Source organism: Oxalobacteraceae bacterium OTU3CAMAD1, from assembly GCA_024123915.1.
Lineage (GTDB): Bacteria > Pseudomonadota > Gammaproteobacteria > Burkholderiales > Burkholderiaceae_D > Rugamonas.
Genome location: CP099650.1, coordinates 1,869,074 through 1,892,595, shown reverse-complemented (window position 1 = coordinate 1,892,595; position 23,522 = coordinate 1,869,074). Strand labels below are relative to the sequence as shown.

22 protein-coding genes are annotated in these 23,522 nt (G+C 62.1%); 14 read left to right on the top strand and 8 right to left on the bottom strand.

The window, feature by feature from the left end:
- Positions 1-119 precede the first annotated feature (119 nt).
- Both NHH88_08015 and NHH88_08010 read left to right on the top strand, forming a co-directional pair.
- Positions 120-833, top strand: coding sequence for a TetR/AcrR family transcriptional regulator (locus NHH88_08015; protein ID USX15712.1), 714 nt, complete (start codon positions 120-122; stop codon positions 831-833).
- Positions 834-887: 54 nt separating this feature from the next.
- Positions 888-1,070, top strand: coding sequence for a hypothetical protein (locus NHH88_08010; GenBank protein ID USX15711.1), 183 nt, complete (start codon positions 888-890; stop codon positions 1,068-1,070).
- A gap of 159 nt (positions 1,071-1,229) precedes the next feature.
- On the opposite strand, the gene NHH88_08005 is transcribed toward NHH88_08010, so the two are convergent.
- Both NHH88_08005 and NHH88_08000 read right to left on the bottom strand, forming a co-directional pair.
- On the bottom strand, positions 1,230-1,556 hold the full coding sequence (locus tag NHH88_08005; GenBank protein USX15710.1) for a TfoX/Sxy family protein: 327 nt from the start codon (positions 1,554-1,556) through the stop codon (positions 1,230-1,232).
- Positions 1,557-1,558: 2 nt separating this feature from the next.
- The gene (locus tag NHH88_08000) at positions 1,559-2,218 is read right to left on the bottom strand and encodes a thiol:disulfide interchange protein DsbA/DsbL (protein ID USX15709.1); all 660 of its coding nucleotides are present in this window, start codon (positions 2,216-2,218) and stop codon (positions 1,559-1,561) included.
- A 131-nt stretch (positions 2,219-2,349) separates the two neighbouring features.
- Here NHH88_08000 and NHH88_07995 point away from each other — a divergent pair, with 131 nt between their 5' ends.
- Positions 2,350-3,657 (top strand): M20/M25/M40 family metallo-hydrolase, encoded by a 1,308-nt coding sequence (locus NHH88_07995; protein ID USX15708.1) that lies wholly within the window; start codon positions 2,350-2,352, stop codon positions 3,655-3,657.
- Between the two features lie 120 nt (positions 3,658-3,777).
- On the opposite strand, the gene NHH88_07990 is transcribed toward NHH88_07995, so the two are convergent.
- Positions 3,778-4,689: a LysR family transcriptional regulator gene (locus NHH88_07990; protein ID USX15707.1), complete on the bottom strand. Its 912-nt coding sequence runs from the start codon at positions 4,687-4,689 to the stop codon at positions 3,778-3,780.
- Between the two features lie 92 nt (positions 4,690-4,781).
- On the opposite strand from NHH88_07990, the gene NHH88_07985 reads away from it, so the two are divergent.
- Positions 4,782-5,210 carry a PACE efflux transporter gene (locus NHH88_07985; protein USX15706.1) on the top strand — a complete coding sequence of 143 codons (429 nt, stop codon included), beginning with the start codon at positions 4,782-4,784 and terminating at the stop codon, positions 5,208-5,210.
- A 278-nt stretch (positions 5,211-5,488) separates the two neighbouring features.
- Here NHH88_07985 and NHH88_07980 read toward each other — a convergent pair whose 3' ends face one another.
- Genes NHH88_07980 through aceE form a run of 4 tightly spaced genes read right to left on the bottom strand, consistent with a single transcriptional unit; the run spans position 5,489 to position 12,114 of the window.
- On the bottom strand, positions 5,489-5,875 hold the full coding sequence (locus NHH88_07980) for a hypothetical protein (protein ID USX15705.1): 387 nt from the start codon (positions 5,873-5,875) through the stop codon (positions 5,489-5,491).
- Positions 5,876-5,934: 59 nt separating this feature from the next.
- Positions 5,935-7,725, bottom strand: a complete 1,791-nt coding sequence (gene lpdA, locus NHH88_07975) for a dihydrolipoyl dehydrogenase (GenBank protein USX15704.1) — start codon at positions 7,723-7,725, stop codon at positions 5,935-5,937.
- Between the two features lie 9 nt (positions 7,726-7,734).
- A complete protein-coding gene (aceF, locus tag NHH88_07970) occupies positions 7,735-9,402 on the bottom strand; it encodes a dihydrolipoyllysine-residue acetyltransferase (protein USX15703.1) in 1,668 nt (555 codons plus the stop codon).
- A gap of 21 nt (positions 9,403-9,423) precedes the next feature.
- On the bottom strand, positions 9,424-12,114 hold the full coding sequence (aceE, locus tag NHH88_07965) for a pyruvate dehydrogenase (acetyl-transferring), homodimeric type (GenBank protein ID USX15702.1): 2,691 nt from the start codon (positions 12,112-12,114) through the stop codon (positions 9,424-9,426).
- A gap of 268 nt (positions 12,115-12,382) precedes the next feature.
- On the opposite strand from aceE, the gene folD reads away from it, so the two are divergent.
- The 5 genes from folD to NHH88_07940 all read left to right on the top strand — a co-directional run bounded on the left by folD (position 12,383) and on the right by NHH88_07940 (position 17,848).
- The gene (gene folD, locus NHH88_07960; GenBank protein USX15701.1) at positions 12,383-13,228 is read left to right on the top strand and encodes a bifunctional methylenetetrahydrofolate dehydrogenase/methenyltetrahydrofolate cyclohydrolase FolD; all 846 of its coding nucleotides are present in this window, start codon (positions 12,383-12,385) and stop codon (positions 13,226-13,228) included.
- Between the two features lie 121 nt (positions 13,229-13,349).
- The gene (locus NHH88_07955; protein USX15700.1) at positions 13,350-15,428 is read left to right on the top strand and encodes a M3 family metallopeptidase; all 2,079 of its coding nucleotides are present in this window, start codon (positions 13,350-13,352) and stop codon (positions 15,426-15,428) included.
- Positions 15,429-15,617: 189 nt separating this feature from the next.
- Entirely contained in the window at positions 15,618-16,043 is a 426-nt protein-coding gene (locus NHH88_07950; GenBank protein ID USX17294.1) for a DNA polymerase III subunit chi, read from the top strand.
- Positions 16,040-16,450 (top strand): hypothetical protein, encoded by a 411-nt coding sequence (locus tag NHH88_07945; protein ID USX15699.1) that lies wholly within the window; start codon positions 16,040-16,042, stop codon positions 16,448-16,450. The genes NHH88_07950 and NHH88_07945 overlap by 4 nt, the downstream gene beginning before the upstream one ends.
- A 255-nt stretch (positions 16,451-16,705) precedes the next feature.
- Positions 16,706-17,848 carry a branched-chain amino acid ABC transporter substrate-binding protein gene (locus NHH88_07940; GenBank protein USX15698.1) on the top strand — a complete coding sequence of 381 codons (1,143 nt, stop codon included), beginning with the start codon at positions 16,706-16,708 and terminating at the stop codon, positions 17,846-17,848.
- A 65-nt stretch (positions 17,849-17,913) separates the two neighbouring features.
- On the opposite strand, the gene NHH88_07935 is transcribed toward NHH88_07940, so the two are convergent.
- Positions 17,914-18,207: a c-type cytochrome gene (locus tag NHH88_07935; GenBank protein ID USX17293.1), complete on the bottom strand. Its 294-nt coding sequence runs from the start codon at positions 18,205-18,207 to the stop codon at positions 17,914-17,916.
- 200 nt (positions 18,208-18,407) lie between these two features.
- On the opposite strand from NHH88_07935, the gene NHH88_07930 reads away from it, so the two are divergent.
- From NHH88_07930 to NHH88_07910, 5 genes are all read left to right on the top strand, one after another.
- Positions 18,408-18,632, top strand: a complete 225-nt coding sequence (locus tag NHH88_07930; GenBank protein USX15697.1) for a TIGR04438 family Trp-rich protein — start codon at positions 18,408-18,410, stop codon at positions 18,630-18,632.
- A gap of 276 nt (positions 18,633-18,908) precedes the next feature.
- Positions 18,909-20,621 (top strand): methyl-accepting chemotaxis protein, encoded by a 1,713-nt coding sequence (locus NHH88_07925; protein ID USX15696.1) that lies wholly within the window; start codon positions 18,909-18,911, stop codon positions 20,619-20,621.
- Positions 20,622-20,642: 21 nt separating this feature from the next.
- Positions 20,643-21,275: an adenylyl-sulfate kinase gene (cysC, locus tag NHH88_07920; GenBank protein USX15695.1), complete on the top strand. Its 633-nt coding sequence runs from the start codon at positions 20,643-20,645 to the stop codon at positions 21,273-21,275.
- A complete protein-coding gene (locus tag NHH88_07915; GenBank protein ID USX15694.1) occupies positions 21,275-22,270 on the top strand; it encodes a hypothetical protein in 996 nt (331 codons plus the stop codon). The genes cysC and NHH88_07915 overlap by 1 nt, the downstream gene beginning before the upstream one ends.
- Positions 22,245-23,378, top strand: coding sequence for a sulfotransferase (locus NHH88_07910; GenBank protein ID USX15693.1), 1,134 nt, complete (start codon positions 22,245-22,247; stop codon positions 23,376-23,378). The genes NHH88_07915 and NHH88_07910 overlap by 26 nt, the downstream gene beginning before the upstream one ends.
- The last annotated feature ends 144 nt before the right edge of the window (positions 23,379-23,522 follow it).

Below are 23,522 nucleotides of genomic sequence, written 5' to 3'. Positions count from 1 at the left end.
CATAAATGAAATGGAATAAGGTCATTATTCGCCTGTTCAATTCCAAAGTCAAGAAATGAAACGATTGCATTTCATTTTTATTTGGACTAGCATGGCCGCATTCGTTATCATTAGCCGCCATGAAAATTTCCGACCTACAAACCACCGCGCCAGCGGAGCCGGACTGCCCCGACGAGGCCGTCGCCGATCCCACCTCGCCTTGCTTCGGCAAGGCTGCGGGACGCCCGCGCGCGGCCGACAAGGAGGCGCGCCATCTGGCCCTGTTGCACACGGCGAAGCATTTGTTCCTGGAAAAAGGCTATAGCAAGGTCAGTCTTGAAATGATCGCCCGCGAGGCCCATGTGGCGGTACGGACGATCTACGTCAAGTTCGGCGGCAAGGCCGGGCTGTTGAGCGCCATCATCAGCGAGGGCCGTGCGCACTTTTTTGCCGATATGGCGAGCATGGAAACGGACCCGCGTCCGCTGGAGGAGATTCTCGGCGACTTTTCGCTGCGCTTCCTGGAGTTGGTGTCGTTGCCGTCGTTCGTCAGCCTGCACCGCATGGTGGTGGCCGAGGCGCTCAGCACGCCGGAGCTGGCGGACACGTTTTATCAGGCGGGGCCGCGACAATCGCGCGAACAATTGAAGCGCCTGTTCGTGCGGCCGGAGATCCTTGCCAGGTTGCGGCCGGAACTGGGTTTGGAAATGCTGGCAGTGCACCTGACCAACTGCCTGCTCGGCGACCACATGACGCGCCTGCTGTACCCGAACCAGGCGCCGCCGACTACGGATGAGTTGCGCCAGCGCGCGGCGGAGGGACTCGATCTGTTCCTGCGCAGCGTGCTACGTTAGAAGCTGTGCAACTTTGCGGTTTGTTCTATACTTGATTTTTAAATTGGAGCACACATGAGCAAATTGAATCGACTGGACTGGAGCAAACAAGTAACGCTCATGAACGAGCGCATCAAGAATTTCCAGGCCAATCCTGGACAGGAGCAACTGGACGCCGTGATCCAGGAATTGAAGGTCTACGCCGAAGCCGCGCGCACGGGCGGCATCGAAATCCCGACCCGCTTCACGGTCAACTAAGCCAAGAAAAGCACGGGCCGGCCATCGACGTAACGGCCGGACATGGACTATTGGAAATGGGACGATTGGACCAGGGACGGCCGAAAAACGCGGAAACACGTAGGGCGGATTAGCGAAGCGTAATCCGCCATGTATGCGCCGCCGGCGGCGCATGATCGATCACGTCGACGCGGCGACAATGGCTTTCCGTGCCCAGGCAAGCATCTGCTCCGCATCGTCCATCAAAAACTCCGGCGCCGTATAAAACTTGCGCACCAGGACAACTCCCTTTTTGGTCGAATAAGAAAACGGCTCCGCCCCGTGTTTCTCGAACTCGGCGCGCGTCGCATCGCCTGCACGCAGATACAACGTGCTACCCATCACCCAGGCGAACTGCTTGCCGCGCCAGCTAAACGCCCGCCCGCCGAAAAACACCGCATCGGTCGCGCCGCCCAAAGGCGCGAACTGCTCGCGCATATGGGCGACGAATTCGGCGCTCGCCGCCATTCTTATTTGCGCGACATCGCCACCAGCGCGTCCAGCACCTGCAAGGTCGCCTGGTTCAGCTGCTGACGCGGAATCTGACCAGGATTGCTGCTATCGACCATGGTCGGATTGGTCAGGTAGCGGCCATTGACGATCAAGGTCGGCGTGCTGTTGACCTCATACGTGGCGGCCACGCGACCTGCGTTTTTCAAGCGCGTGATGATCGCGAACGAGTTATACACGGCCAAGAACTTCTGCTTGTCGATGCCGTTCTTGACGGCCCAATTGATGTTGTCCTCGTCGCTCTTCAGACGCTGACGTTCGACGTGCCAGGTGCTCAGCACTTTGGCGTGCATCGACTCTTCCAGCTTCATCGCCTCCAGCGTCAGGAACAAATGCGCCTCCGGATCGTTGGCGCCCGTCAGCGGCAGGTGGATGCGGCGGAACACGATGTTGTCACCCTGCTTCTTCACCCATTCGTTCATGGCCGGTTCCAGCGCATAGCACGCCGGGCAGTGGTACATAAAGAACTCAATGACCTCGACTTTTTTGCCTTCGGCCTGCACCGGCTGCGGCGCCTTCAGGGTGGTGTACTCGGCGCCGTTTTTCGGCGCGGTCGGCGAAGCAAAGGCGGCGCCGGCCATCAGGGCGGCTGCGGCAACAACGAATTTCAAGCGAAACATGGTTATCCTTTAAAAAAATCTGCAATGGGAATATACCAGCTTCCCGCGCCGCGCGGCGACCGTGGCCGCCCAAAACCGCCCTCGGCTACAATTACTAACAACTGATACCGATCGCCCCACCCGGAACCCCGATGAAAATAACACCGTTCGCCCTTGCCGCATTGACCTTGTCGCTGGCCGCTCCGGGTCTCGCCCATGCCGCCGCGCTCTCCCCCACCGAGCAGAAAATCATCGCCGAGGTCAAAGCCCACGCGCCCCAAGGGCTGCAACTGCTGGAGCGTTCGGTCAACATCAACAGCGGCACGATGAACCACGAAGGCGTGCGCGAGGTGGGCAAGCTGTTTCGCGAACAGTTCGACCAACTGGGCTTTGCCACGCGCTGGATCGACATGCCGCCGGCGGTGCGGCGCGCCGGCCACCTGGTCGCCACGCGCGAGGGCAAGCGGGGCAAGCGCCTGCTGCTGATCGGGCATCTCGACACGGTGTTCGAAAAAGACAGCCCTGTGCAGCTGTGGAAGCGCGAAGGAGACCGCGTGCGCGGCCAGGGCGTCAACGACATGAAGGGCGGCGACGTCGTCATCATCGAAGCGCTGCGGGCGCTGCACAAGGTCGGCGCGCTGGACGACACCACCATCACCATCATGTTCACCGGCGACGAGGAGAACGCGGGCGAGCCAATCGACGTCTCGCGCGGCGACATGGTGGCCGCCGCCAAACGCAGCGACATCGCGCTCGCCTTCGAGGGCACGGTGCGCGACAAGGACGGCAAGGACACCGGCACCATCGGCCGCCGCGCGTCGTCGTCTTGGGAGCTGGAAGTCAAGGGCAAGCAAGGCCACACCAGCGGCATCTTCAGCGAGAAAGCCGGCTACGGCGCGGTGTACGAAGCCGCGCGCATCCTCGACAGCTTCCGCCAGCAGGTGATCGAGCCGGATCTGACCTTCAGCCCGGGCCTGATCTTGGGCGGCACCGACGTCGACGTCGACGGCACTGGCGACAAAGGCCAGGCGGCCGGCAAGACCAACGTGATCTCCCGCGTCGCCACGGTCAAGGGCGATCTGCGCTACCTGAGCTACGAACAGCGCGACCGCGCGCGCGCCAAGATGCGCGCCATCGTCGGCCAGAATCTGCCGGGCACCAGCGCCAGCATCGTCTTCCACGACGCGTATCCGCCGATGGCGCCGACCGCCGGCAACATCGCCATCCTCAAGACGTACTCGCAGGCCAGCAGCGATGCCGGCCTGGGCGAGATTCCCGCGCTGCCGCCGGGCCAGCGCGGCGCCGGAGACGTACAGTTCATCGCGCCGCTGATCGACAGCCTCGATGGACTGGGCGGGACCGGCAACGGCGCCCACTCGCCGGATGAGGATCTGGAGATCGCGTCAGTCGAACGCGCCACGATCCGCACGGCGATCCTTCTATATCGGCTAACGCGGTAACCAATCTTCTAAACCACGTAGGGCGGATTAGGCGGAACGCCGTAATCGGCCATCTACGCGCCGCCGACGGCGCATGCATGGCCGATTACGCGGTTCCCGCTAATCCGCCCTACGTGATTCCTAGGTATGCCCAGGCCGCGCCTCAAGTCCCTCGATATCCTTCATCAACGCGATCAGGCGCTTGGCGCCAAGCCCCAGCGGCCGGTCGTTAAGCCACACCACATCCACCCACAACCGCAGTTGATTGCTCATGGTGGCGAAGTCAATGCCAATCAACTCCCCGTCCTCCATCAACGGCGCCACCAGCCGCCTGGGCAGAAAAGCCCACCCTAACCCCGCCTGCACCATCCCCAGCATGGCCAGATGACTATCGGTACGCCACAACTTGCGCGACACCAGCACCCGCATATCCTCCTCATGCGCCTCGCGGCTAACGATCGCGATCTGACGGATATCGACTAAATCCTCAAGCCGAAAGTGCCCATTACGCTCCCGCGCCAGCGGATGACGCGGCGAGATCACCGCCACCAGCACCTCGCTGCCCAACTCCTGGAAGCTCTCATGCTCATCGACCTGCGGACGCTCATAGAGCAGTGCCAATTGCGCCGAGCCGTCGTGCAGCATGCGCCGCGCGTCGGCCTGCGGCGCCGACAGCACCTCCACTTCCAGCGATGGGAATTCGTCGGCCAGCCGAGCCAGCGGATCGCTCCACGCGGCCGACAGCAGCTCCGGCGCTATGGCCAGGGTCAGACGCCGCTCCAACCCCTGATGCAGCGAAAGCGCATGTGCCTTCAGTCGGCGTAGCTGCCCGGCCATCTGCCGCGCCTCCGCCTCCAGCGCGCGCGCCATCTCGGTCGGCCGCACATCGCGCGAAGTGCGCTCGAACAACTGCAGATCGAGTTCCGCCTCCAGATGCGCGATCGCCATGCTGACGGCCGACGGCACCCGTCCCAGCGCCCGCGCGGCGGCCGAAAATGAACCGTGATCGATCACGGCAAGGAAGATCAAAACGTTATCGCTGGAAAAAGCCATATGCAATGCTGTCAGAAAAACTGATAGCTGTCGACTTTTTCGATCAGAAATACTCAAGTACCATGCATGCAATAGTTTTTAGAGGAAATAACATGCAAGGATTAAAACGAAAAGTTATCTACGTCTCGCTGTTCGAGTTGTTCGCCGTCGCGCTCACCAGTAGCTTCCTGATGCTGCTGGCGGGACATGACGCGACCCACTCCGGCGTCGCCGCCATCGCCTCGTCCACCGTCGCGGTGGTGTGGAATTTCATCTACAACGGTATGTTCGAGGCGTGGGAGGCGCGTCAGGCCACGCGCGGACGCAGCGTCGCGCGCCGGGTCGCGCACGCCATCGGTTTCGAGGGTGGGCTGGTCGTGATACTGGTGCCGCTGTTCGCGTGGTGGCTCAACATCACGCTGTGGGAGGCGCTGGTGCTCGACGTCGGCCTGGTGGTGTTCTTCATGATCTACACCTTCCTTTTCAGCCTGGCCTTCGACCGCGTGTTCGGCCTGCCCGCCTCGGCACAGGCACTTGGCTGAGCATAGGCATTTACTTTCATCACTTTTTATTGCGTAACTACAAGTACGATATCGATCTGCTGGCTCATCATGAATAGATAGGCGCATCAGGCTGCCACCTACCTATTCGGGAGAGAGAAATGCAAGATTTAGTCGACGTACTTTTGTTAAGCCTCGCCAATTTGATTCTGCTGGTCATACTTTTGATCAGAAACGATGCGCAACTTAAGAAGATCCGAAGTGTCGAGTCGTTTTTAGCCAAAATGTTCGGCAACCTTTCTAAACGGCCCACCCTGTTACTACGGATGAAGCGCCGTCAAAGCAGTCCCCGCCAACACGCCCAAGCTGACCACCAAAGCGTAGGCGATCAGCGCCAGAATCGCCCCGCCCCTACTGCCCAAAGGCGCGCCGTCGATACCGAACGCGCGGGAGGCCAGAAACCAGGCGCCAAGACCGACCTGTATCACCAGTCCGGCAACCACAAGAAGGGCCAGCGGCACGGCGTTACCAGACAGGCGGTTAAGCAGCGTACCTAACCCCAGCACCATCAACAAAATCAAACTAAAAATACAGGCGTCGCGCCAGCTCAGGCGCGCGCGTTTGTACAGGAAAGCGGCCAGCTTGTTGATGCTCGTGTAAAGCACGACCGACACCAGCAGCGGGACAACGGAAGGGAAGGAAGACATGCGGAACCTGACAATAAAAAAACCGGGAACTCGTCCCGGTTTTGTGATGATGCGATAACTTAGCGCTTGCGCGGCGGCGGCAGGTCGGTGCAGACGCCTTCGTACACTTCGGCGGCCATGCCGATCGACTCGCCCAGGGTCGGGTGAGGATGGATCGTCTTGCCGATGTCGGTGCCGTCGCAACCCATCTCGATCGCCAGGGCGATCTCGCCGATCATGTCGCCGGCGTGCGTGCCGACCATGGTGCCGCCGATGATGCGGTGTGTTTCAGCGTCGAACAGCAGCTTGGTGAAGCCCTCTGCGCGGCCGTTGGCCACGGCGCGGCCGCTGGCTGCCCAAGGGAAGTGGCCCTTCTCGACCTTGATGCCCTTGGCTTTCGCTTCGTCCTCGGTGATGCCGGCCCATGCCACTTCCGGATCGGTGTAGGCCACCGATGGAATGACCTTCACGTCGAAGTGCGACTTCTGGCCGGCTGCGGCTTCCGCCGCGACGTGGCCTTCGTGCACCGCCTTGTGCGCCAGCATAGGCTGGCCCACCAGGTCGCCGATGGCGAAGATGTTCGGCACGTTGGTGCGCATCTGGCTATCGACCGGGATGAAGCCACGGTCGCTGACAATCACGCCGGCCTTGTCGGCGGCGATCTTCTTGCCGTTCGGGCTGCGGCCGACAGCGACCAGCACCAGATCGTAGATCTGCGGCGCTGGCGCGGTTGCGCCGGCTTCGGCGGCTTCGAACGTGACTTTGATCCCCTCCGGCAGTGCTTCAACGCCGACGGTCTTGGTCTTGGTCATGATGTTGTCGAAGCGCTTTTCGTTGAACTTCTGCCAGACCTTGACAGCGTCGCGGTCGGCGCCTTGCATCAAGCCGTCCATCATTTCGACGACGTCGATGCGCGCGCCGAAGGTCGAGTACACGGTGGCCATTTCCAGGCCGATGATGCCGCCGCCAATGACCAGCATGCGTTTCGGAATCTGACGCAGTTCCAGCGCGCCCGTCGAATCGACGATGCGTGGATCTTCAGGCACGAACGGCAGCTTCACGACCGCCGAACCGGCGGCGATGATGGCCTGCTTGAACTGCACGACCTTCTTGCTGCCGTCGCCGGCGGTCACTTCGATATGGTTCGCGCTCAGGAACTGGCCGACGCCGGTGACGACTTGCGTCTTGCGGGCCTTGGCCATGCCGGCCAGACCGCCGGTCATGTTCTTGATGACGCCTTCCTTGTACTTGCGTACCTGGTCGATGTCGATGGTCGGCTTGGCGAAGGTGACGCCGGTGTTGGACATGTGCGCGGTTTCGTCGATCACCGATGCCACGTGCAGCAGCGCTTTCGACGGAATGCAACCGACGTTCAGGCACACGCCGCCAAGCGTTTCGTAACGCTCGACGATGACCGTGTTCAGGCCCAGATCGGCGGCGCGGAACGCGGCGGAGTAACCGCCAGGACCGCCACCCAGTACCATCATGTCGCAGTCGATGTCGACCTGGCCGGTGTAGCTGCCACCGGCCGGCGCGGCGATCGGCGCTGCTGCTGCCGGAGCGGCAGCGGGAGCTGGCGCAGCGGCGGCGGCAGCAGGTGCCGGGGCGGCAGCCGCCGGAGCCGCGGCGGCACCAGCCGCCTCCTCGACCACCAGCAACAACACGCCTTCCTTGACCTTGTCGCCAACCTTGACTTTGACTTCCTTCACCACACCTGCGTGCGACGAAGGGACTTCCATGCTCGCCTTGTCCGATTCGACGGTCACCAGCGACTGATCGACCTTGATCGTGTCGCCAACCTTGACCATCACCTCGATCACTTCAACTTCTGCGAAGTCGCCGATGTTCGGCACTTTCACTTCTGTGGTCATAGTCGCTCCTTACAGCAGAATTTTGCGCATGTCGCCGAGCACTTCGCTCAGGTACACGGAGAAGCGAGCACCCATCGCGCCGTCGACCACGCGGTGGTCGTAGGACAGCGAGGTACCCATCATCAGGCGAGGCTGGAAGGCCTTGCCGTCCCACACCGGCTTGATCGACGCCTTGGACAAACCAAGGATCGCCACTTCCGGCGCGTTGACGATAGGCGTGAAGTGCGTGCCGCCGATGCCGCCCAGCGACGAGATGGTGAAGCTGGCGCCTTGCATATCGGTCGGTTTCAGCTTGCCTTCGCGCGCTTGCAGCGACAGGTCGGTCATTTCCTTGGCGATCTGCGAGACCGATTTCTGGTCCGCGTTCTTGATCACCGGGACCACCAGGCCGTTCGGCGTATCGGCCGCGAAGCCGACGTTGTAGTACTGCTTGAGGATCAGGTTTTCACCCTTCTCGTCGAGCGAGGCGTTAAACGACGGGAATTTCTTCAGCGCGGCGACCGATGCCTTGATGACGAAGGCCAGCATGGTCAACTTGGCCGCGTCCTTGTTCTTGGCGTTGGCGTTGTTGGTCTCGACGCGGAATGCTTCCAGATCGGTGATGTCGGCTTCGTCGAACTGCGTGACGTGCGGGATCTGCACCCAGTTGCGGTGCAGGTTAGGGCCACTGATTTTCTTGATGCGCGACAGCGGCAGCAGTTCGGTCGGACCGAATTTGCTGAAGTCCAGCGACGGCCATGGCAGCACGCTGAAGTTGCCGCCGCCACCAACACCGGAACCACCGCTGGCGGCGCCCGAAGGAGCGGCCACGGTGCCAGCGATCACACCCTTGACGTAATTCTGCACGTCGATCTGGGTGATGCGGCCTTTAGGACCGGAGCCCGGCACCTTGAGCAGGTCGACACCGAGTTCGCGGGCGAACTTGCGGATCGACGGCGATGCGTGTGCCAGCTTGCCGGTTTGGACCGAGCCTTGCGAAGCTGCCGGCGCGGCGGCTGCGGCAGGAGCAGCCGAAGGCGCTGGAGCTGCGGCGGCTGGAGCGGCGGCAGCTGCGGGAGCAGGCGCCGAAGCTGCAGGAGCGGCAGCACCGCCAGTGGCTTCAACCACCAGCACGATCGAGCCCATGGCGACCTTGTCGCCGACCTTGATCTTCACTTCCTTCACCACACCTGCGTGCGACGAAGGGATTTCCATGCTGGCCTTGTCCGATTCGACGGTCAGCAGCGACTGATCGACCTTGATCGTGTCGCCGACTTTGACCATCACTTCGATGACTTCCACTTCCTTGAAGTCGCCGATGTCCGGTACTTTGACTTCGACCGGGCCGGCCGAAGCGGCTGGCGCGGCGGCAGGCGCCGGAGCTGGCGCAGCGGCGGCGGCTGGCGCCGGCGCAGGAGCGGCAGCAGCCGGCGCGGCGGCCGCCGGAGCAGCGGCGGCTCCCTCGGCTTCCAGCAGCAACAGCAGCGAACCCTCGGCGACCTTGTCGCCGACCTTGACCTTGATTTCCTTGACCACGCCGGCGGCGGAGGATGGAATCTCCATGCTGGCCTTATCCGATTCAACGGTGATCAGCGACTGATCGACCTTGATCGTGTCGCCGACCTTGATCATCAACTCAATGATTTCAACTTCCTTGAAATCGCCGATATCCGGGACTTTAACTTCCACAATGCTCATAGCGTTTGCTCCGTATTCTATTTATTGGGTCACCGGATTTGGCTTGTTCGGATTCAGGCCGTACTTGACGACTGCTTCCTCAACCACCTTGACGTCGATCTTGCCTTCTTCGGCCAGCGATTTCAGCGCGGCGACCGTGATGTAGTAACGGTTCACCTCGAAGAATTCACGCAGCGCGGCGCGGGTGTCCGAACGGCCGAAACCATCGGTGCCCAGCACGCGGTAGGTGCGGTCCTTCGGAATGAAGGCGCGGATCTGTTCAGCAAAGGCGCGCATGTAGTCGGTCGTCGCAACGATAGGACCGGAGGTCTTCGACATCAGCTGCGTCACGTAAGGAACACGTGCTTCCTTGGTCGGGTTGACCAGGTTCCAGCGCTCGGCGTCCTGGCCGTCGCGGGCCACCAGCGTCAGCGAAGGAGCGGACCAGACGTCGGCGGCGATGTTCCAGTCGTTCTTCAGCAGTTCGGCCGCGAAGATCGATTCACGCAAGATGGTGCCGGAGCCGATCAGCTGCACGCGCTGCTTGGCGTCCTTGTCGCCTTCCTGCAGCAGATACATACCTTTCAGGATGCCCTCTTCCTGGCCTGGCTTGATGCCTGGGTGCGGGTAGTTCTCGTTCATGATGGTGATGTAGTAGAACACGTCTTCCTGTTCTTCCACCATGCGGCGCATACCGTCCTGGATGATCACGGCGACTTCGTGGCCGAAGGTCGGATCGTACGGCATGCAGTTCGGTACAGCCGCTGCGAACAGGTGGCTATGGCCGTCTTCGTGCTGCAGGCCTTCGCCGTTCAGGGTCGTACGGCCGGCGGTGCCGCCCATCAGGAAGCCGCGCGAGCGCATGTCGGCCGCTGCCCACACCAGATCGCCGATACGCTGCATACCGAACATCGAGTAGTAGGTGTAGAACGGGATCATCACGCGGTTGTTGGTCGAGTACGACGTCGCAGCGGCGATCCACGAGCTCATACCACCGGCTTCGTTGATCCCCTCTTGCAGGATCTGGCCGGCCTTGTCTTCGCGGTAGTACATGACCTGGTCTTTGTCGACCGGCTCGTACAACTGGCCTTGCTGGTTGAAGATACCTACTTGACGGAACAGGCCTTCCATACCGAAGGTGCGCGATTCGTCGACCAGGATCGGGACGATGCGCGAACCGACGCTAGGGTCTTTCAGCAGCGTGGTCAGGATACGCACGAAGGTCTGGGTGCTCGATACTTCGCGGCCTTCGGCGGTCGCATCCAGCACGTTCTGGAACGCGCTCAGTGGCGGCACGGTCAGTTTTTCGTCGGCTTGCTGGCGGCGGGCCGGCAGGTAGCCGCCCAGCGCGGCGCGGCGCTCGTGCAGGTACTTGATTTCCGGCGCATCGTCGGCAGGCTTGTAGAACGGGATGTCGGCCAGCTTGTCGTCCGGGATCGGGATCGAGTAGCGGTCGCGCATTTCGCGCACGGCTTCGTCGGTCAGCTTCTTGGTGTTGTGCGCGGTGTTGCGCGCTTCGCCGTGCTTGCCCATGCCGAAGCCCTTGATGGTTTTCACCAGCAGGACGGTCGGTTGGCCTTTGTGCTCTTGCGCGACCTTGAAGGCGGCGTAGATCTTGTGCGGATCGTGGCCGCCACGGGTCAGGCGCCAGATGTCGTCGTCGGTCATGTTGGCGACCATCTCCAGCAGCTTCGGATGCTTGCCGAAGAAGTGCTTGCGCACGTAGGCGCCGTCTTTGGCTTTGTAGTTCTGGTATTCGCCGTCCAGCGTTTCCATCATCACCTTGCGCAGGATGCCTTCTTTATCCTTCTGCAGCAGCGCGTCCCAACCCGGACCCCAGATGACTTTGACGACGTTCCAGCCGGCGCCGCGGAAGTCCGCTTCCAGCTCTTGGATGATCTTGCCGTTGCCGCGCACCGGGCCGTCCAGACGCTGCAGGTTGCAGTTGACGACGATGACCAGATTGTCCAGCTTTTCACGCGCGGCCATGCCGATCGCGCCCAGCGATTCCGGCTCGTCCATCTCGCCGTCGCCGCAGAAGGCCCAGACCTTGCGGTCGGTGGTGTCGGCGATCGAGCGCGCGTGCAGGTACTTCAGGAAGCGCGCCTGGTAAATCGCCATCAACGGGCCCAGGCCCATCGACACGGTCGGGAACTGCCAAAAGTCCGGCATCAGTTTCGGGTGCGGATACGACGACAGACCCTTGCCGTCGACTTCGCGACGGTAATGGGTCAGTTGTTCTTCGGTCAGGCGGCCTTCCAGGAACGCGCGGGCGTAGACGCCTGGCGACGAGTGGCCCTGGATGTACAGCAGGTCGCCGCCGTGGCTTTCGCTCGGCGCTTTCCAGAAGTGGTTGAAGCCGATGCCCAGCATGTTGGCCAGCGAGGCGAACGAGGACAGGTGGCCACCGAGGTCGCCGTCGACGCGGTTGGCCTTGACGACCATCGCCATGGCGTTCCAGCGCATCCACGAGCGCAGCTTCTCTTCGTATTCCAGATTGCCCGGGCAATGCACTTCCATGCTGGTCGGGATGGTGTTGACGTAGGCCGTATTGGCCGAGAACGGGATGTCCGAGCCGCTTTGGCGGGCCAGGTCGATCAGGCGTTCCATCAGGTAATGAGCACGTTCAGGCCCTTCTTGTTCCAGCACCGCGGCCAGAGCATCCAACCATTCTTTGGTTTCTTGCGAATCAGGGTCGGTGTTTGCCGTTACCTGGTCAAGTTGAGCTGACATGTATTAAGTCTCCTGAGTTAAGTGCCCGTTTTATACCGTTCTGGGCCGTTGGAACGCTGTCTTTAATGAATTATTTACTATTACTTCAATGACGTGTGGGGATTCTAACAGTGATTTTTTGCTTTTTCAAACTATGATACGACATTTCGCATTATGAAATTGCCCTATGAAAATCTTGTGCGCCGCAGCATAGCAAAACACCCGGAAACAAGGCGCGGCGGGGCCTGGCGCTTTATAATCCTGCTTTCCTCTCCAACCTGGTTAAATCATGCCTGCTCAACTGATCGACGGAATCGCCCTCTCCCAAAAACTGCGCGCGGAAATTGCTGCACGTGCTGCCGCCCTGACCGCCAAAGGCAAGAAACCCGGCCTGGCCGTGATCCTGGTCGGCGACGACCCGGCCAGCCACGTTTACGTGCGCAACAAGGTCAAGGGTTGCGAGGACGCCGGTTTCACCTCGTTGAAGGAGCAATACCCGGCCGACCTGACCGAGGCCGCGCTGCTCGAGCGCATCGCCGCCCTGAACGCCGATCCGTCCATCCACGGCATCCTGGTGCAAATGCCGCTGCCTAAACACATCAACCCGCACAAGGTCATCGAGGCGATCTCGACCACCAAGGACGTCGACGGCTACTCGGTGCTCAGCGCCGGCGAACTGATGACGGGCCTGGAAGGCTTCCGCCCTTGCACCCCGTACGGCTGCATGAAACTGATCGAAAGCACCGGCGTCGACCTGCGCGGCAAACACGCGGTCGTCATCGGCCGCAGCAACACCGTCGGCAAACCGATGGCGCTGCTGCTCTTGCAAGCCAACGCCACCGTCACCATCTGCCATAGTGCGACCCCGGATCTGGGCCTGTACACCCGCCAGGCCGATGTGGTGGTGGCCGCCGTCGGCCGCCGCAACACGCTGACCGCCGACATGGTCAAGCCGGGCGCCATCGTCATCGACGTCGGCATGAACCGCGACGACGCTGGCAAGCTGTGCGGCGACGTGGATTTTGCCGGTGTTAAGGAAGTGGCGTCGCACATCACGCCGGTGCCGGGTGGCGTCGGTCCGATGACGATCACGATGCTGTTGATGAATACCGTAGAGGCGGCCGAGCGCGCTTGATTGAGCGGCGCACTAACCCGTAAAGGTCGGGGTCGTACCCGAACGGGTACGACCCCGGTGTGCCGCAGGGCGGGTTGAACGGTTCCCGCGTACGCACGTAACCAAACATATGGAAGCTGACATGACCACAGACGCACAGAACCCCCTTCTCGATTTTTCCGGCCTGGCGCGTTTCGACGCGATCAAGCCCGAGCATGTCACCCCGGCCATCGAGGACCTGCTGGCCAAGAGCCGCGCCGTCGTCGAGCAGTTGCAATCGCCTTCGGAACAAGTGACGTGGGAGAACTTCGTCACGCCGCTGGAGAACGCCACCGAGCTGCTGGGGCGCGCCTGGGGCATCGTCAGCCATCTGAACAACGTCGTCGACACGCCAGAGCTGCGCGCGACCTTCAACGAGAACCAGCCCAAGGTCACCGAGTTCTGGACCGCGCTGGCGCAGAACGAGGCGCTGTTCGACAAATACAAGGCGCTGCGCGCCTCGCCCGAGTTCGCCACCCTGTCGCCGGCGCGCAAGCGCATCGTCGACAACGCCATCCGCGATTTCCGCATGGGCGGCGCCGAACTGCCGGCCGATAAGAAGGAACGCTTCGCCGCTATCCAGGAAGAGCACGCGTCGGTGTCGACCCGCTTCTCCGAAAACGTGCTCGACGCCACCAACGATTACAAGCTGCTGGTGACCGACGAGGCCGACCTGGCCGGGCTGCCGGACGACGTCAAGGCCGCCGCCCGCGCCGCCGCCGAAAAAGACGGCAAGCAAGGCTATCAGTTCTCGCTGCACTTCCCGTCCTACTACCCGATCCTGCAATTCGCCCACAAGCGCGAGCTGCGCGAGACCGTCTACCGCGCCAACGCCACCAAGGCGTCCGAGCAAGGCGAGGTCTTCAGCAAAAAGGACGAGTGGGACAACACGCAAAACATCGTCACCCTGCTCAAGCTGCGCGACGAGGAAGCCAAGCTGCTCGGCTACAACAACTTCGCCGAGGTGTCGCTGGTGCCGAAGATGGCCAAGTCGCCGGACGAGGTGGTCAACTTCCTGGAAGACCTGGCCAAGCGCGCCCGTCCGTTCGCCGAGAAGGACCTGGAAGAGCTGCGCCAGTTCGCCAAGGCCGAGCTGGGCATCGACGACCTGAAGGCGTGGGACATTCCGTACGCATCCGAGAAACTACAGGAACAACGCTATGCGTTTTCCGCGCAGGAAGTGAAGCAATACTTCCCTGAACACAAAGTGGTGGACGGCCTGTTCCGCCTGATCCAGAACCTGTTCACGGTCGAGATCAAACCGGACGACGCGCCGGTCTGGCACAAGGACGTGCGCTTCTTCCGCATCGAACGCGACGGCAAACTGATCGGCCAGTTCTACCTGGACCTGTACGCGCGCGCCGGCAAGAGCGGCGGCGCCTGGATGGACGACGCCCGTGGCCGCCGCGCCGACAAGCAGACCGTGCAAACGCCGATCGCCTACCTGACCTGCAACTTCACCGAACCGGCCGTGGTTGACGGCAAGGCGCAGCCGTCGCTGTTCACGCACGATGAAGTGATCACCCTGTTCCACGAGTTCGGCCACGGCTTGCACCACATGCTGACGGCCGTCGACGAGCTGGGCGTGTCTGGCATCTCCGGCGTCGAGTGGGACGCGGTCGAACTGCCGTCGCAGTTCATGGAAAACTTCTGCTGGGAATGGGAAGTGCTGGAGCACATGACCGCGCACGCCGTCACCGGCAAACCGCTGCCACGCGCGCTGTACGACAAGATGCTGGCCGCTAAAAATTTCCAGTCCGGTTTGCAGACCCTGCGCCAGGTCGAGTTCTCGCTGCTGGACATGCACCTGCACTACGACTACGACGCCAGCACCGGCAAGACCGTGCAGCAGTTAATCGACGAAGTGCGCGCCAAGTTCGCGCTGATCATTCCGCCGGCGTTCAACCGCTTCCAGAACTCCTTCGGCCACATTTTCGCCGGTGGCTACGCGGCCGGCTACTACAGCTACAAGTGGGCCGAGGTGTTGTCCGCCGACGCCTACGCGGCCTTCGAGGAAGCCAAGGCGCTGGGACCGGCGGCCACCACGGAGACCGGCAAGCGCTATCTGCAAGAGATCCTGTCGGTCGGCGGCTCGCGTCCGGCGCTCGAATCGTTCACCGCCTTCCGCGGCCGCGAGCCGAGCATCGACGCGCTGCTGCGTCACAGCGGTATGGCTGCCTGAATTAATATCTCTTAATCGATATACCGCCGCGCGCATCGCAGGATGTCGCGCGGCATTTTTGTTTTACGCCGTGTCGCAAGCGCCGTCGATAGCAACATCGATGCCAGCGGCAAAAACGGTTTTCGCATAAACTGGAATCACACGGCCAGCGCCGCGCGCCATTCCCCTCTACAGAACAGAACAACAGCTATGACACGCATCGATTTCCACACCAACGTGCCGGACAAGATCGCCTACGCCTGCCGCCTCGTGCGCAAGGCCTGGGCGGCCAACCATCGTGTGGTGCTGATGGCGGAAGATGAGGCACAACTGACGGAACTTAACGCGGCGATGTGGGCATTTTCGGCGACCGACTTTCTGCCGCACGTGCTGGCCGGCGATCCGCTCGCGCCGCACACGCCGATCGTGCTCGCCGACAACGATGAGGCGGAATTACCACACACCGAATTATTAGTGAATTTGTCGCGCCGCTCCTCGGCCAGGGTTGCCGAGTTCGAGCGCATGATAGAAGTGATTTCCTCCGACGAGGATGATGCGGCTGCCGGCCGCAAGCGCTATGTCGCGTACAAGCAGCAAGACTACCCACTTACCCACTTTGTCACAGGAAAATCATGAGCCAAGCCCAATCGTTTGACGCCAGTATCCCTGTATTGACGGAAGTCCTCAAAGCCGAGCCGCTGGGCGGGGACCTGCTGCCCGGCGAAACGGCCAACCCGCCGCACGCTACCTCCACCCGGGCCGAAATGGCGGCCCAGCTCGAAGCCGAAGCCGTCGACGGCTGGAGCGACGCCGAGTGGGCGATGCTGGAACATCGCCTGTCCGAGCGCATCATGGGCAAGCTGCAATCGCGCGTCGACTTCGTGCTCGAGCAGCGCATCAAGGACAGCATGGCCGAGGTGCTGACGCACGCGCTGCACGGCCTGACCAACGAGATCCGCATCGGCCTGCACGACACCATCGAGAAAATCGTCGCCCGCGCCGTGTCGCAGGAGCTGACGCATCTGCAGGCGCAAAAGAAATAATCCTCCCCCTCCCGGTCCGCGCCCGAACGGTGCGCGGACCGCCCCGTTTGCGCGCAGCGCCGCACCAATTCTGGTAATGCATCACACATAGCCATACCAATTCTGGAGCTGCATCATAAAAGCGCAAAACTTTCGCACTTCTTTCGTCTTTCCTCCTTTGCGCGGGCAATAATTTGTTGTACCTTTTGGCCTTGCAGAAAAAAACTGCGGCGTTCACAAGACAGCCGTCGACTATTCAACCATTGGAGAATATATATGCTGTTCAAATCTAAATTCATTCCACTCGCCATCGCCCTGGCTTTCGCCGGCAGCGCCAGTGCGCAAGAAGTGATCAAGATCGGCCACGTCGGCCCGGTCTCGGGTCCATCGGCTCACTTGGGCAAGGACAATGAAAACGGCGCCAAGATGGCAGTCGAGGAATTGAACGCCAAAGGCTTCAAGATCGACGGCAAGCCGGTCAAGTTCGTGCTGCAACTGGAAGACGACGCCAGCGATCCAAAACAAGGCACGGCGGTCGCGCAGAAGCTGGTCGACGCCAAGGTCAACGGCGTGATCGGCCACCTGAACTCGGGCACCAGCATCCCGGCCTCGAAGATCTACTACGACGCCGGCATTCCACAGATTTCGCCTGCGACCACCCAGACCAAGTACACGCAGCAAGGCTTCAACTCGACGTTCCGCGTGGTCGCCAACGACGCCAAGCTGGGCGGCACGCTGGGTGCCTACGCCGTCGGCAAGATGGGCGCCAAGAAGATCGCCGTCATCGACGACCGCACCGCCTACGGCCAGGGCGTCGCCGACGAATTCATCAAGGGCGCCAAGAAAGCGCTGCCGGGCGTGCAAATCGTCGGCAAGGAATTCACCAACGACAAGGCCACCGACTTCAACGCCATCCTGACCACCATCAAGGGCAAGAACCCGGACCTGGTGTTCTTCGGCGGCATGGACTCGGTCGGCGGCCCGCTGCTGCGCCAGATGAAGGCGCTGGGCATCAAGGCCAAATACATGGGCGGCGACGGCATCTGCACCGAACCGTTCGCCAAGCTGGCCGGCGACGCCGCCACCAACGGCACGGTGATCTGCGCCGAAGCCGGCGGCGTGTCGCCGGATCAGCAAAAGAACATGGACGACTTCGTCGCCCGCTACAAGAAGAAATACAACGCCGACGTGCAGATCTACGCGCCGTACGTCTACGACGCCATCATGACGATGGCCACCGCGATGGCCGACGCCAAATCGTCGCAGCCGGCCAAGTACTTGCCGTTCCTGCACAAGATCAAGTACCAGGGCGTGACCGGCCTGATCTCGTTCGACCCGAAAGGCGACATCAAGGACGGCGCGCTGACCTTGTACACCTACACCGACGGCAAGAAAACCAAGGTCGAAGTGGTCAAATAAACCACGCGGCCCAACAAAAAACGCATCCCGTGGGATGCGTTTTTTTTATGCCGGCCAGAAGTGGATCACTTCTGCGCCAGTACCCATTTCACCAAGGTCTTGGCTTCCGCCTCGCTCACCTGCGGGTTGGCCGGCATCGGGATCGCGCCCCAGGTGCCCGAGCCGCCCTTGATCACTTTGGTGACCAGCTTGGCTTCGGCGTCCTTTTGACCGGCGTATTTCGCGGCCACATCTTTATAGGCTGGGCCGACCAGCTTGGTCGCGACAGCGTGGCAAGCCATGCAGTTTTTCGCCTTCGCCAGATCCGTGCCGGCGTCCGCCATCGCCGACGACGATGCGAAAGCCGTGGCCACTACCATACCAACCATCATCAAATTGCGTTTCATTGTGCTCTCCAAGTTAATGCTATCAGTTCCCTGCTATCGATCCGTCGATCATTCTACCGCGTTTTACTATTGTGCATTTAACGCATAAACCGCCCAAGGGTTGACCCAGAATCAGAATATTGCTCCCAGTAAAGCTAGAATCTTTGTAAGATGACGGCAGGAGGAAATCCAACATGCCTATCATTTTGCTGATCGTGGCGCTGTCCGGGCTGCGTTATTTTGAAGTGTGGAAGTTCGCCCAGCTCTCCTGGTGGTGGATCGTCGCGTTGAGCGTGTTCGCCTTCGTCTGGTTCGAATTCCTGGAACCCCTGTTTGGCCTGGACAAACGAAAAGCGCATAACGAAGACGAACGCCGCCGCAAGGACCGCGTTAAACAAAACTTCGACAAGAAGTCGTAATACCGCAACAGTGGCCGCAAAGCCCGCCACATTCATCTTCTGTTGCACCATGCAAGCCGCCCGCCCGCGCCGGTAGCGCCGCGCTCGCCTTCTTGCCTGTGGGCGCATAAAGCTATGCCTTCTCTTACCTCACGTCAATGCCGGCGCGCGTTGTTGCGTCTCAACCAAAAGTGATTATTGGAGACTTTTTGACGCAAAGCACTCACTAAGATTAATCGTCCGATATGCGGAATTCTCATTTGCATATGCGGATCACGATGGACCTCAGGAGGAAGTATGAAAGCGCGTAACATGACAATTGCGAAACGGCTGGGCATGGGATTTGGCCTCGTTTCGGTGTTTCTCATAGTAGTGATAGCGCTCGGATTGGTCAGCATGCGCCAAATTCAGGGCCGCATGGACGAGATCATCAACGTCAACGGCGTCGAAACCCGGCTCGCCCAAACCATGGATTTGACCGTCACCGAGCGCGCGCTGGCGATGCGCAATCTGATTTTGTTAAAAGAAGATAAAGAAATCCAGATCGAGATTAAACGCATCGCCGAGCAGGAAAAAAAGTACGCCGCTGCCCAGGACAAACTGTCCCAGATGTTCGGCAGTCTGGATGAAACCTCGGCCGAGGAAAAGCAGCTGCTGGACCAGATCAAGAAGCAGGCCGTGATGGCCGCCCCCTTCATCCAGCGCGCGGCCGCGTTGGCGCTGGAGCAAAAACAGGACGAGGCGTACAAACTGCTGCGCTACGAATTCCGCCCGGTGCAGCGTGCCTGGTGGGACATGATACGCAAGCTGATCGCCGTCGAGGAAAAACAGAACCTGGACGCCACCCAGGCCGCTGCGGCGGCCTATGAACGCGCGCGCACGGTGATGCTGATTATCGGCTCGCTGGCCCTGCTGACCAGCTTGGTCGCGGCCGTGCTGATCACGCGTGGCGTGGTGCGCGAACTGGGCTGCGAACCGGAACACGCCGCCGAGATCGCCGGCCAGATCGCCGCCGGCAACCTGGCCGTGCAGATCGACACCAAGCCGGGCGACAACCACAGCCTGCTGTTCGCGATGCGCTCCATGCGCGACAGCCTGGCGCAGATCGTCACCCAGGTGCACGCCAGCACCGAGACCATCTCCACCGCCGCCAGCCAGATCGCCTCCGGCAACCTCGACCTGTCCTCGCGCACCGAGCAGCAGGCCAGCACCCTGGAGGAAACCGCTTCGTCGATGGAGGAGTTGACCAGCACGGTGCGCCTGAACACCGACCACGCGCGCCAGGCCAACGGCCTGGCCGAATCGGCCTCCAGCGTCGCCGTCAAGGGCGGCGCCGTGGTGGCGCAAGTGGTCGACACGATGGCCGCCATCAACATCTCGGCGCGCAAGATCGTCGACATCATCGGCGTCATCGACGGCATCGCCTTCCAGACCAATATCCTGGCGCTCAACGCGGCCGTCGAAGCGGCGCGCGCCGGCGAGCAGGGACGCGGCTTCGCCGTCGTCGCGACCGAGGTGCGCAACCTGGCGCAGCGCTCGGCGGCGGCGGCCAAGGAGATCAAGGACCTGATCGGCGATTCGGTCGACAAGGTCGAAGCGGGCAACCGTCTGGTCGAACAGGCCGGAACGACGATGCACGAGGTGGTCGCCAGCGTCAAGCGCGTGACCGACATCATGTCCGAGATCATGTCGGCCAGCCAGGAGCAATCGAACGGCATCGAGCAAATCAACACCGCCGTCACCCAGATGGACGACGTGACGCAGCAGAACGCCGCGCTGGTCGAGGAGGCGGCGGCTGCCGCGCAGGCGATGCAGGACCAGGTCAACAGCCTCAATCAGGTGGTCGGCATCTTCCGCGTCGAGGCGCAGGCCGGCGCGCTGCGCCCGCCCATGAAGGCGCTGGCCAAGGCGGCGCCGGTGCAGCGGCTGGCGCACACGCCGGCGCGCCCGCCGGCCAAGGCCAAAGCCAAAGCGCAAGCGCTGGCCACGGACAGCTGGGAACAATTCTAAGTCGCCACCGGAGAAACGATCATGGGCAAACTGGACAAACTCGAACCCACCGGCGCGGCCGGCAACGTACCCCATCTTTTCTGGCACGCCAGCCAGGTGACGGCGCAGGCGCGCACGCACCAGGCGGGCCAGCAGGCGGCCACCGTGTGGCTCACCGGCTTGAGCGGCGCCGGCAAATCCACCCTGGCGTGCGCGCTGGAGAAAAAACTGATGGCCGCCGGCCACATGGCCTACGTCCTCGATGGCGACAATCTGCGCCACCACCTGAACCGCGACCTGGGCTTCTCGCCGGCCGACCGCCGGGAGAACATCCGCCGCAGCGCCGAGGTGGCGCGGCTGATGAACGACGCGGGCCTGATCGTGATCTGCGCCTTCATCTCGCCTTTGCGCAGCGACCGGGAGATCGCCCGCGACATCATCGGCAGCGGCAATTTTGTCGAGACCTACGTCAGCACGCCCTGCGCGGTGTGTGAGGAGCGCGACCCCAAGGGCCTGTACGCGAAAGCCCGCGCCGGCCTGATACCGGAATTCACCGGCGTCTCGGCGCCGTACGAAGTGCCGCTCGAACCGGCCATGTCGCTCGACACCGGCGAACTGTCGCTGGAACAGTCTTGCGAACAGCTGCTCGATCACCTGTCATACCGATTTCTGTAATGCCTATGAAGTATGACGTCTTCAACGGCGACGCCGACGGCATCTGCGCGCTGCACCAGCTACGCCTGCACGCGCCGGCCGAGGCCGCATTGATCACCGGCGTCAAGCGCGATATCGAACTGCTGCGGCGCGTACCGCAAGGCGCGGCCGAGGTGGTGGTGCTCGACATCTCGCTCGACGCCAACGCCGGCGAGCTGCGGCGCCTGCTGGACGGCGGCGCGCGAGTCGACTACTACGACCACCACTCGGCCGATTGCGCCTTCGAGCATGCCAACCTGCGCCTGCACTGCGACGGTTCGGCCGACGTCTGCACCAGCATCCTGGTCGACCGCCAACTCGGTGGCCGCCACCGGCTGTGGGCAGTGACGGCGGCCTTCGGCGACAACCTGGAACAGGTCGGGCAAGCCATGGCGCGGGAGATGGGCCTGCGCGACGACGCCATCGCCGACCTGGCGCAGCTAGGCCAGACCATCAACTACAACGCCTACGGCGAATGCACGGAAGACCTGCACATCGCCCCCGAGGCGCTGTACCGGGAACTGAGCGGTTACGAAAACCCGTTCGACTTCATCGCCGCCAGCGCCGTCTACCGCGACCTGCGCGAAGGCTACCGCGAGGACTGCGCACGCCTGCACGAGCTGCAACCGTACCTGGAACAGCCGGGCGGCGCCATCTACCTGCTGCCGGCGACACCCTGGTCGCGCCGCGTCAGCGGCGTGCTGGCCAACCGGCTGGCGGCGCGGCGCGACGGCGCCTCCTTCGCCGTGCTCAATGAACGCGCCGACGGCTCCTATCTGGTCAGCGTGCGCTCCGGCGCGCCATCGCTGCACAGCGCCTGTGGACTATGCCAGCAATTCGACAGCGGCGGCGGCAGGGTCGCCGCCGCCGGCATCAACCGCTTGCCGCGCCAGGAACTGGCCAGCTTCATGAAACGCTTTTGCGAGTACTTTGAATTGAAAGGAACATGGAATGACTATCGCCCCCAAAACTCCTAAGCTCCCGGCGGCCCAGGGCGTCCGCCCGCGCCCCGTGATGATGATACCGCTGCGCCGCTGCGGCAGCCACGCGCTGCGCCTGCGGCTGAACATGTCGCCGCAGTTCTATTCGCCCTACCCGCTGCACATCGTCGACCTGATGCCGCTGGTGCCGCTGTACGGCGACCTGCGCGACGACCGCAGCTACTTCCGCATGGTGACCGACGTGGTCGGGCTGCAGGCGGTCAGCATGGTCAAGTGGCCGGGCGCGGTGTTCGATCCAGTCGAGATCTTCGAAACCATCCGCAACCAGCCGCGCAGCATCCACCGCGTGGTGTGGGAGCTGCTGCTGCGCGCCGGCGAGCGCCAGCACGCCAGCGTGGTGATGGACAAGTCGCTCGACAGCGTGCACTACGCCGACCAGCAGATGGAGCTGTATCCGGATATGTTGTTCGTCAACGTGGTGCGCGATCCGCGCGCGCAGGTGGCGTCGATGAACCGCGCCATCATCCACGACTTCGATAGCCTGCTCAACGCGCAGACCTGGCTGGCCGCGCACCGCGCAGCCGACCATGTGCGGCTGCGCTGGCCGGACCGGGTGCTGACGATACGCTACGAGGATTTCCTGTCGCAGCAGGAAACCACGCTGCGGCAGGTGTGCGTCTTCCTCGGCATCGACTTTTTGCCGCAGATGCTGGACGTGGCGGGCTCGCAGGAGGCCAAGCAGCTCTCGCAATTGTCGGCGTTGTGGTCGTCGAATTGCTATCCGCCGATCGCCGCCAATATCGACAAGTTCAAGCAGCAGCTGACGACGCCGGAGATCAATGCCATCGAGACGGTGACGGGCGAATTCATGGACCGCTACGGCTACACGCGCTTGACGGCCGGGGATGCCGAGATCACGCCCGAATTACGCGCGCAGGCACGCGTGCGCTCGGACGAGGGCCGCGAGCGCGCTTGGCGCGATCTGGAACTGGATAATTTCAGGGATTATGTGCTGCGCCGCTGCCGCGCCGATTATCTGGCGCAGTTGGCGGCAAGGTTGACGCAGCAGGCCGCGCATCCGGGACGCAATACCATCGTCACGTTGGACGAGTTGGACCCCGCGGCGTTCGAGGTGACGGATTGAGTGGGCGCCACACACCGCGTACCATGACAAACGATAAACCACGTAGGGCGGATTAGCGCAGCGTAATCGGCCATGCATGCGTCTCGGCGGCGCATGCATGGCCGATTACGGCGTTCCGCCTAATCCGCCCTACGTGTTTCCACG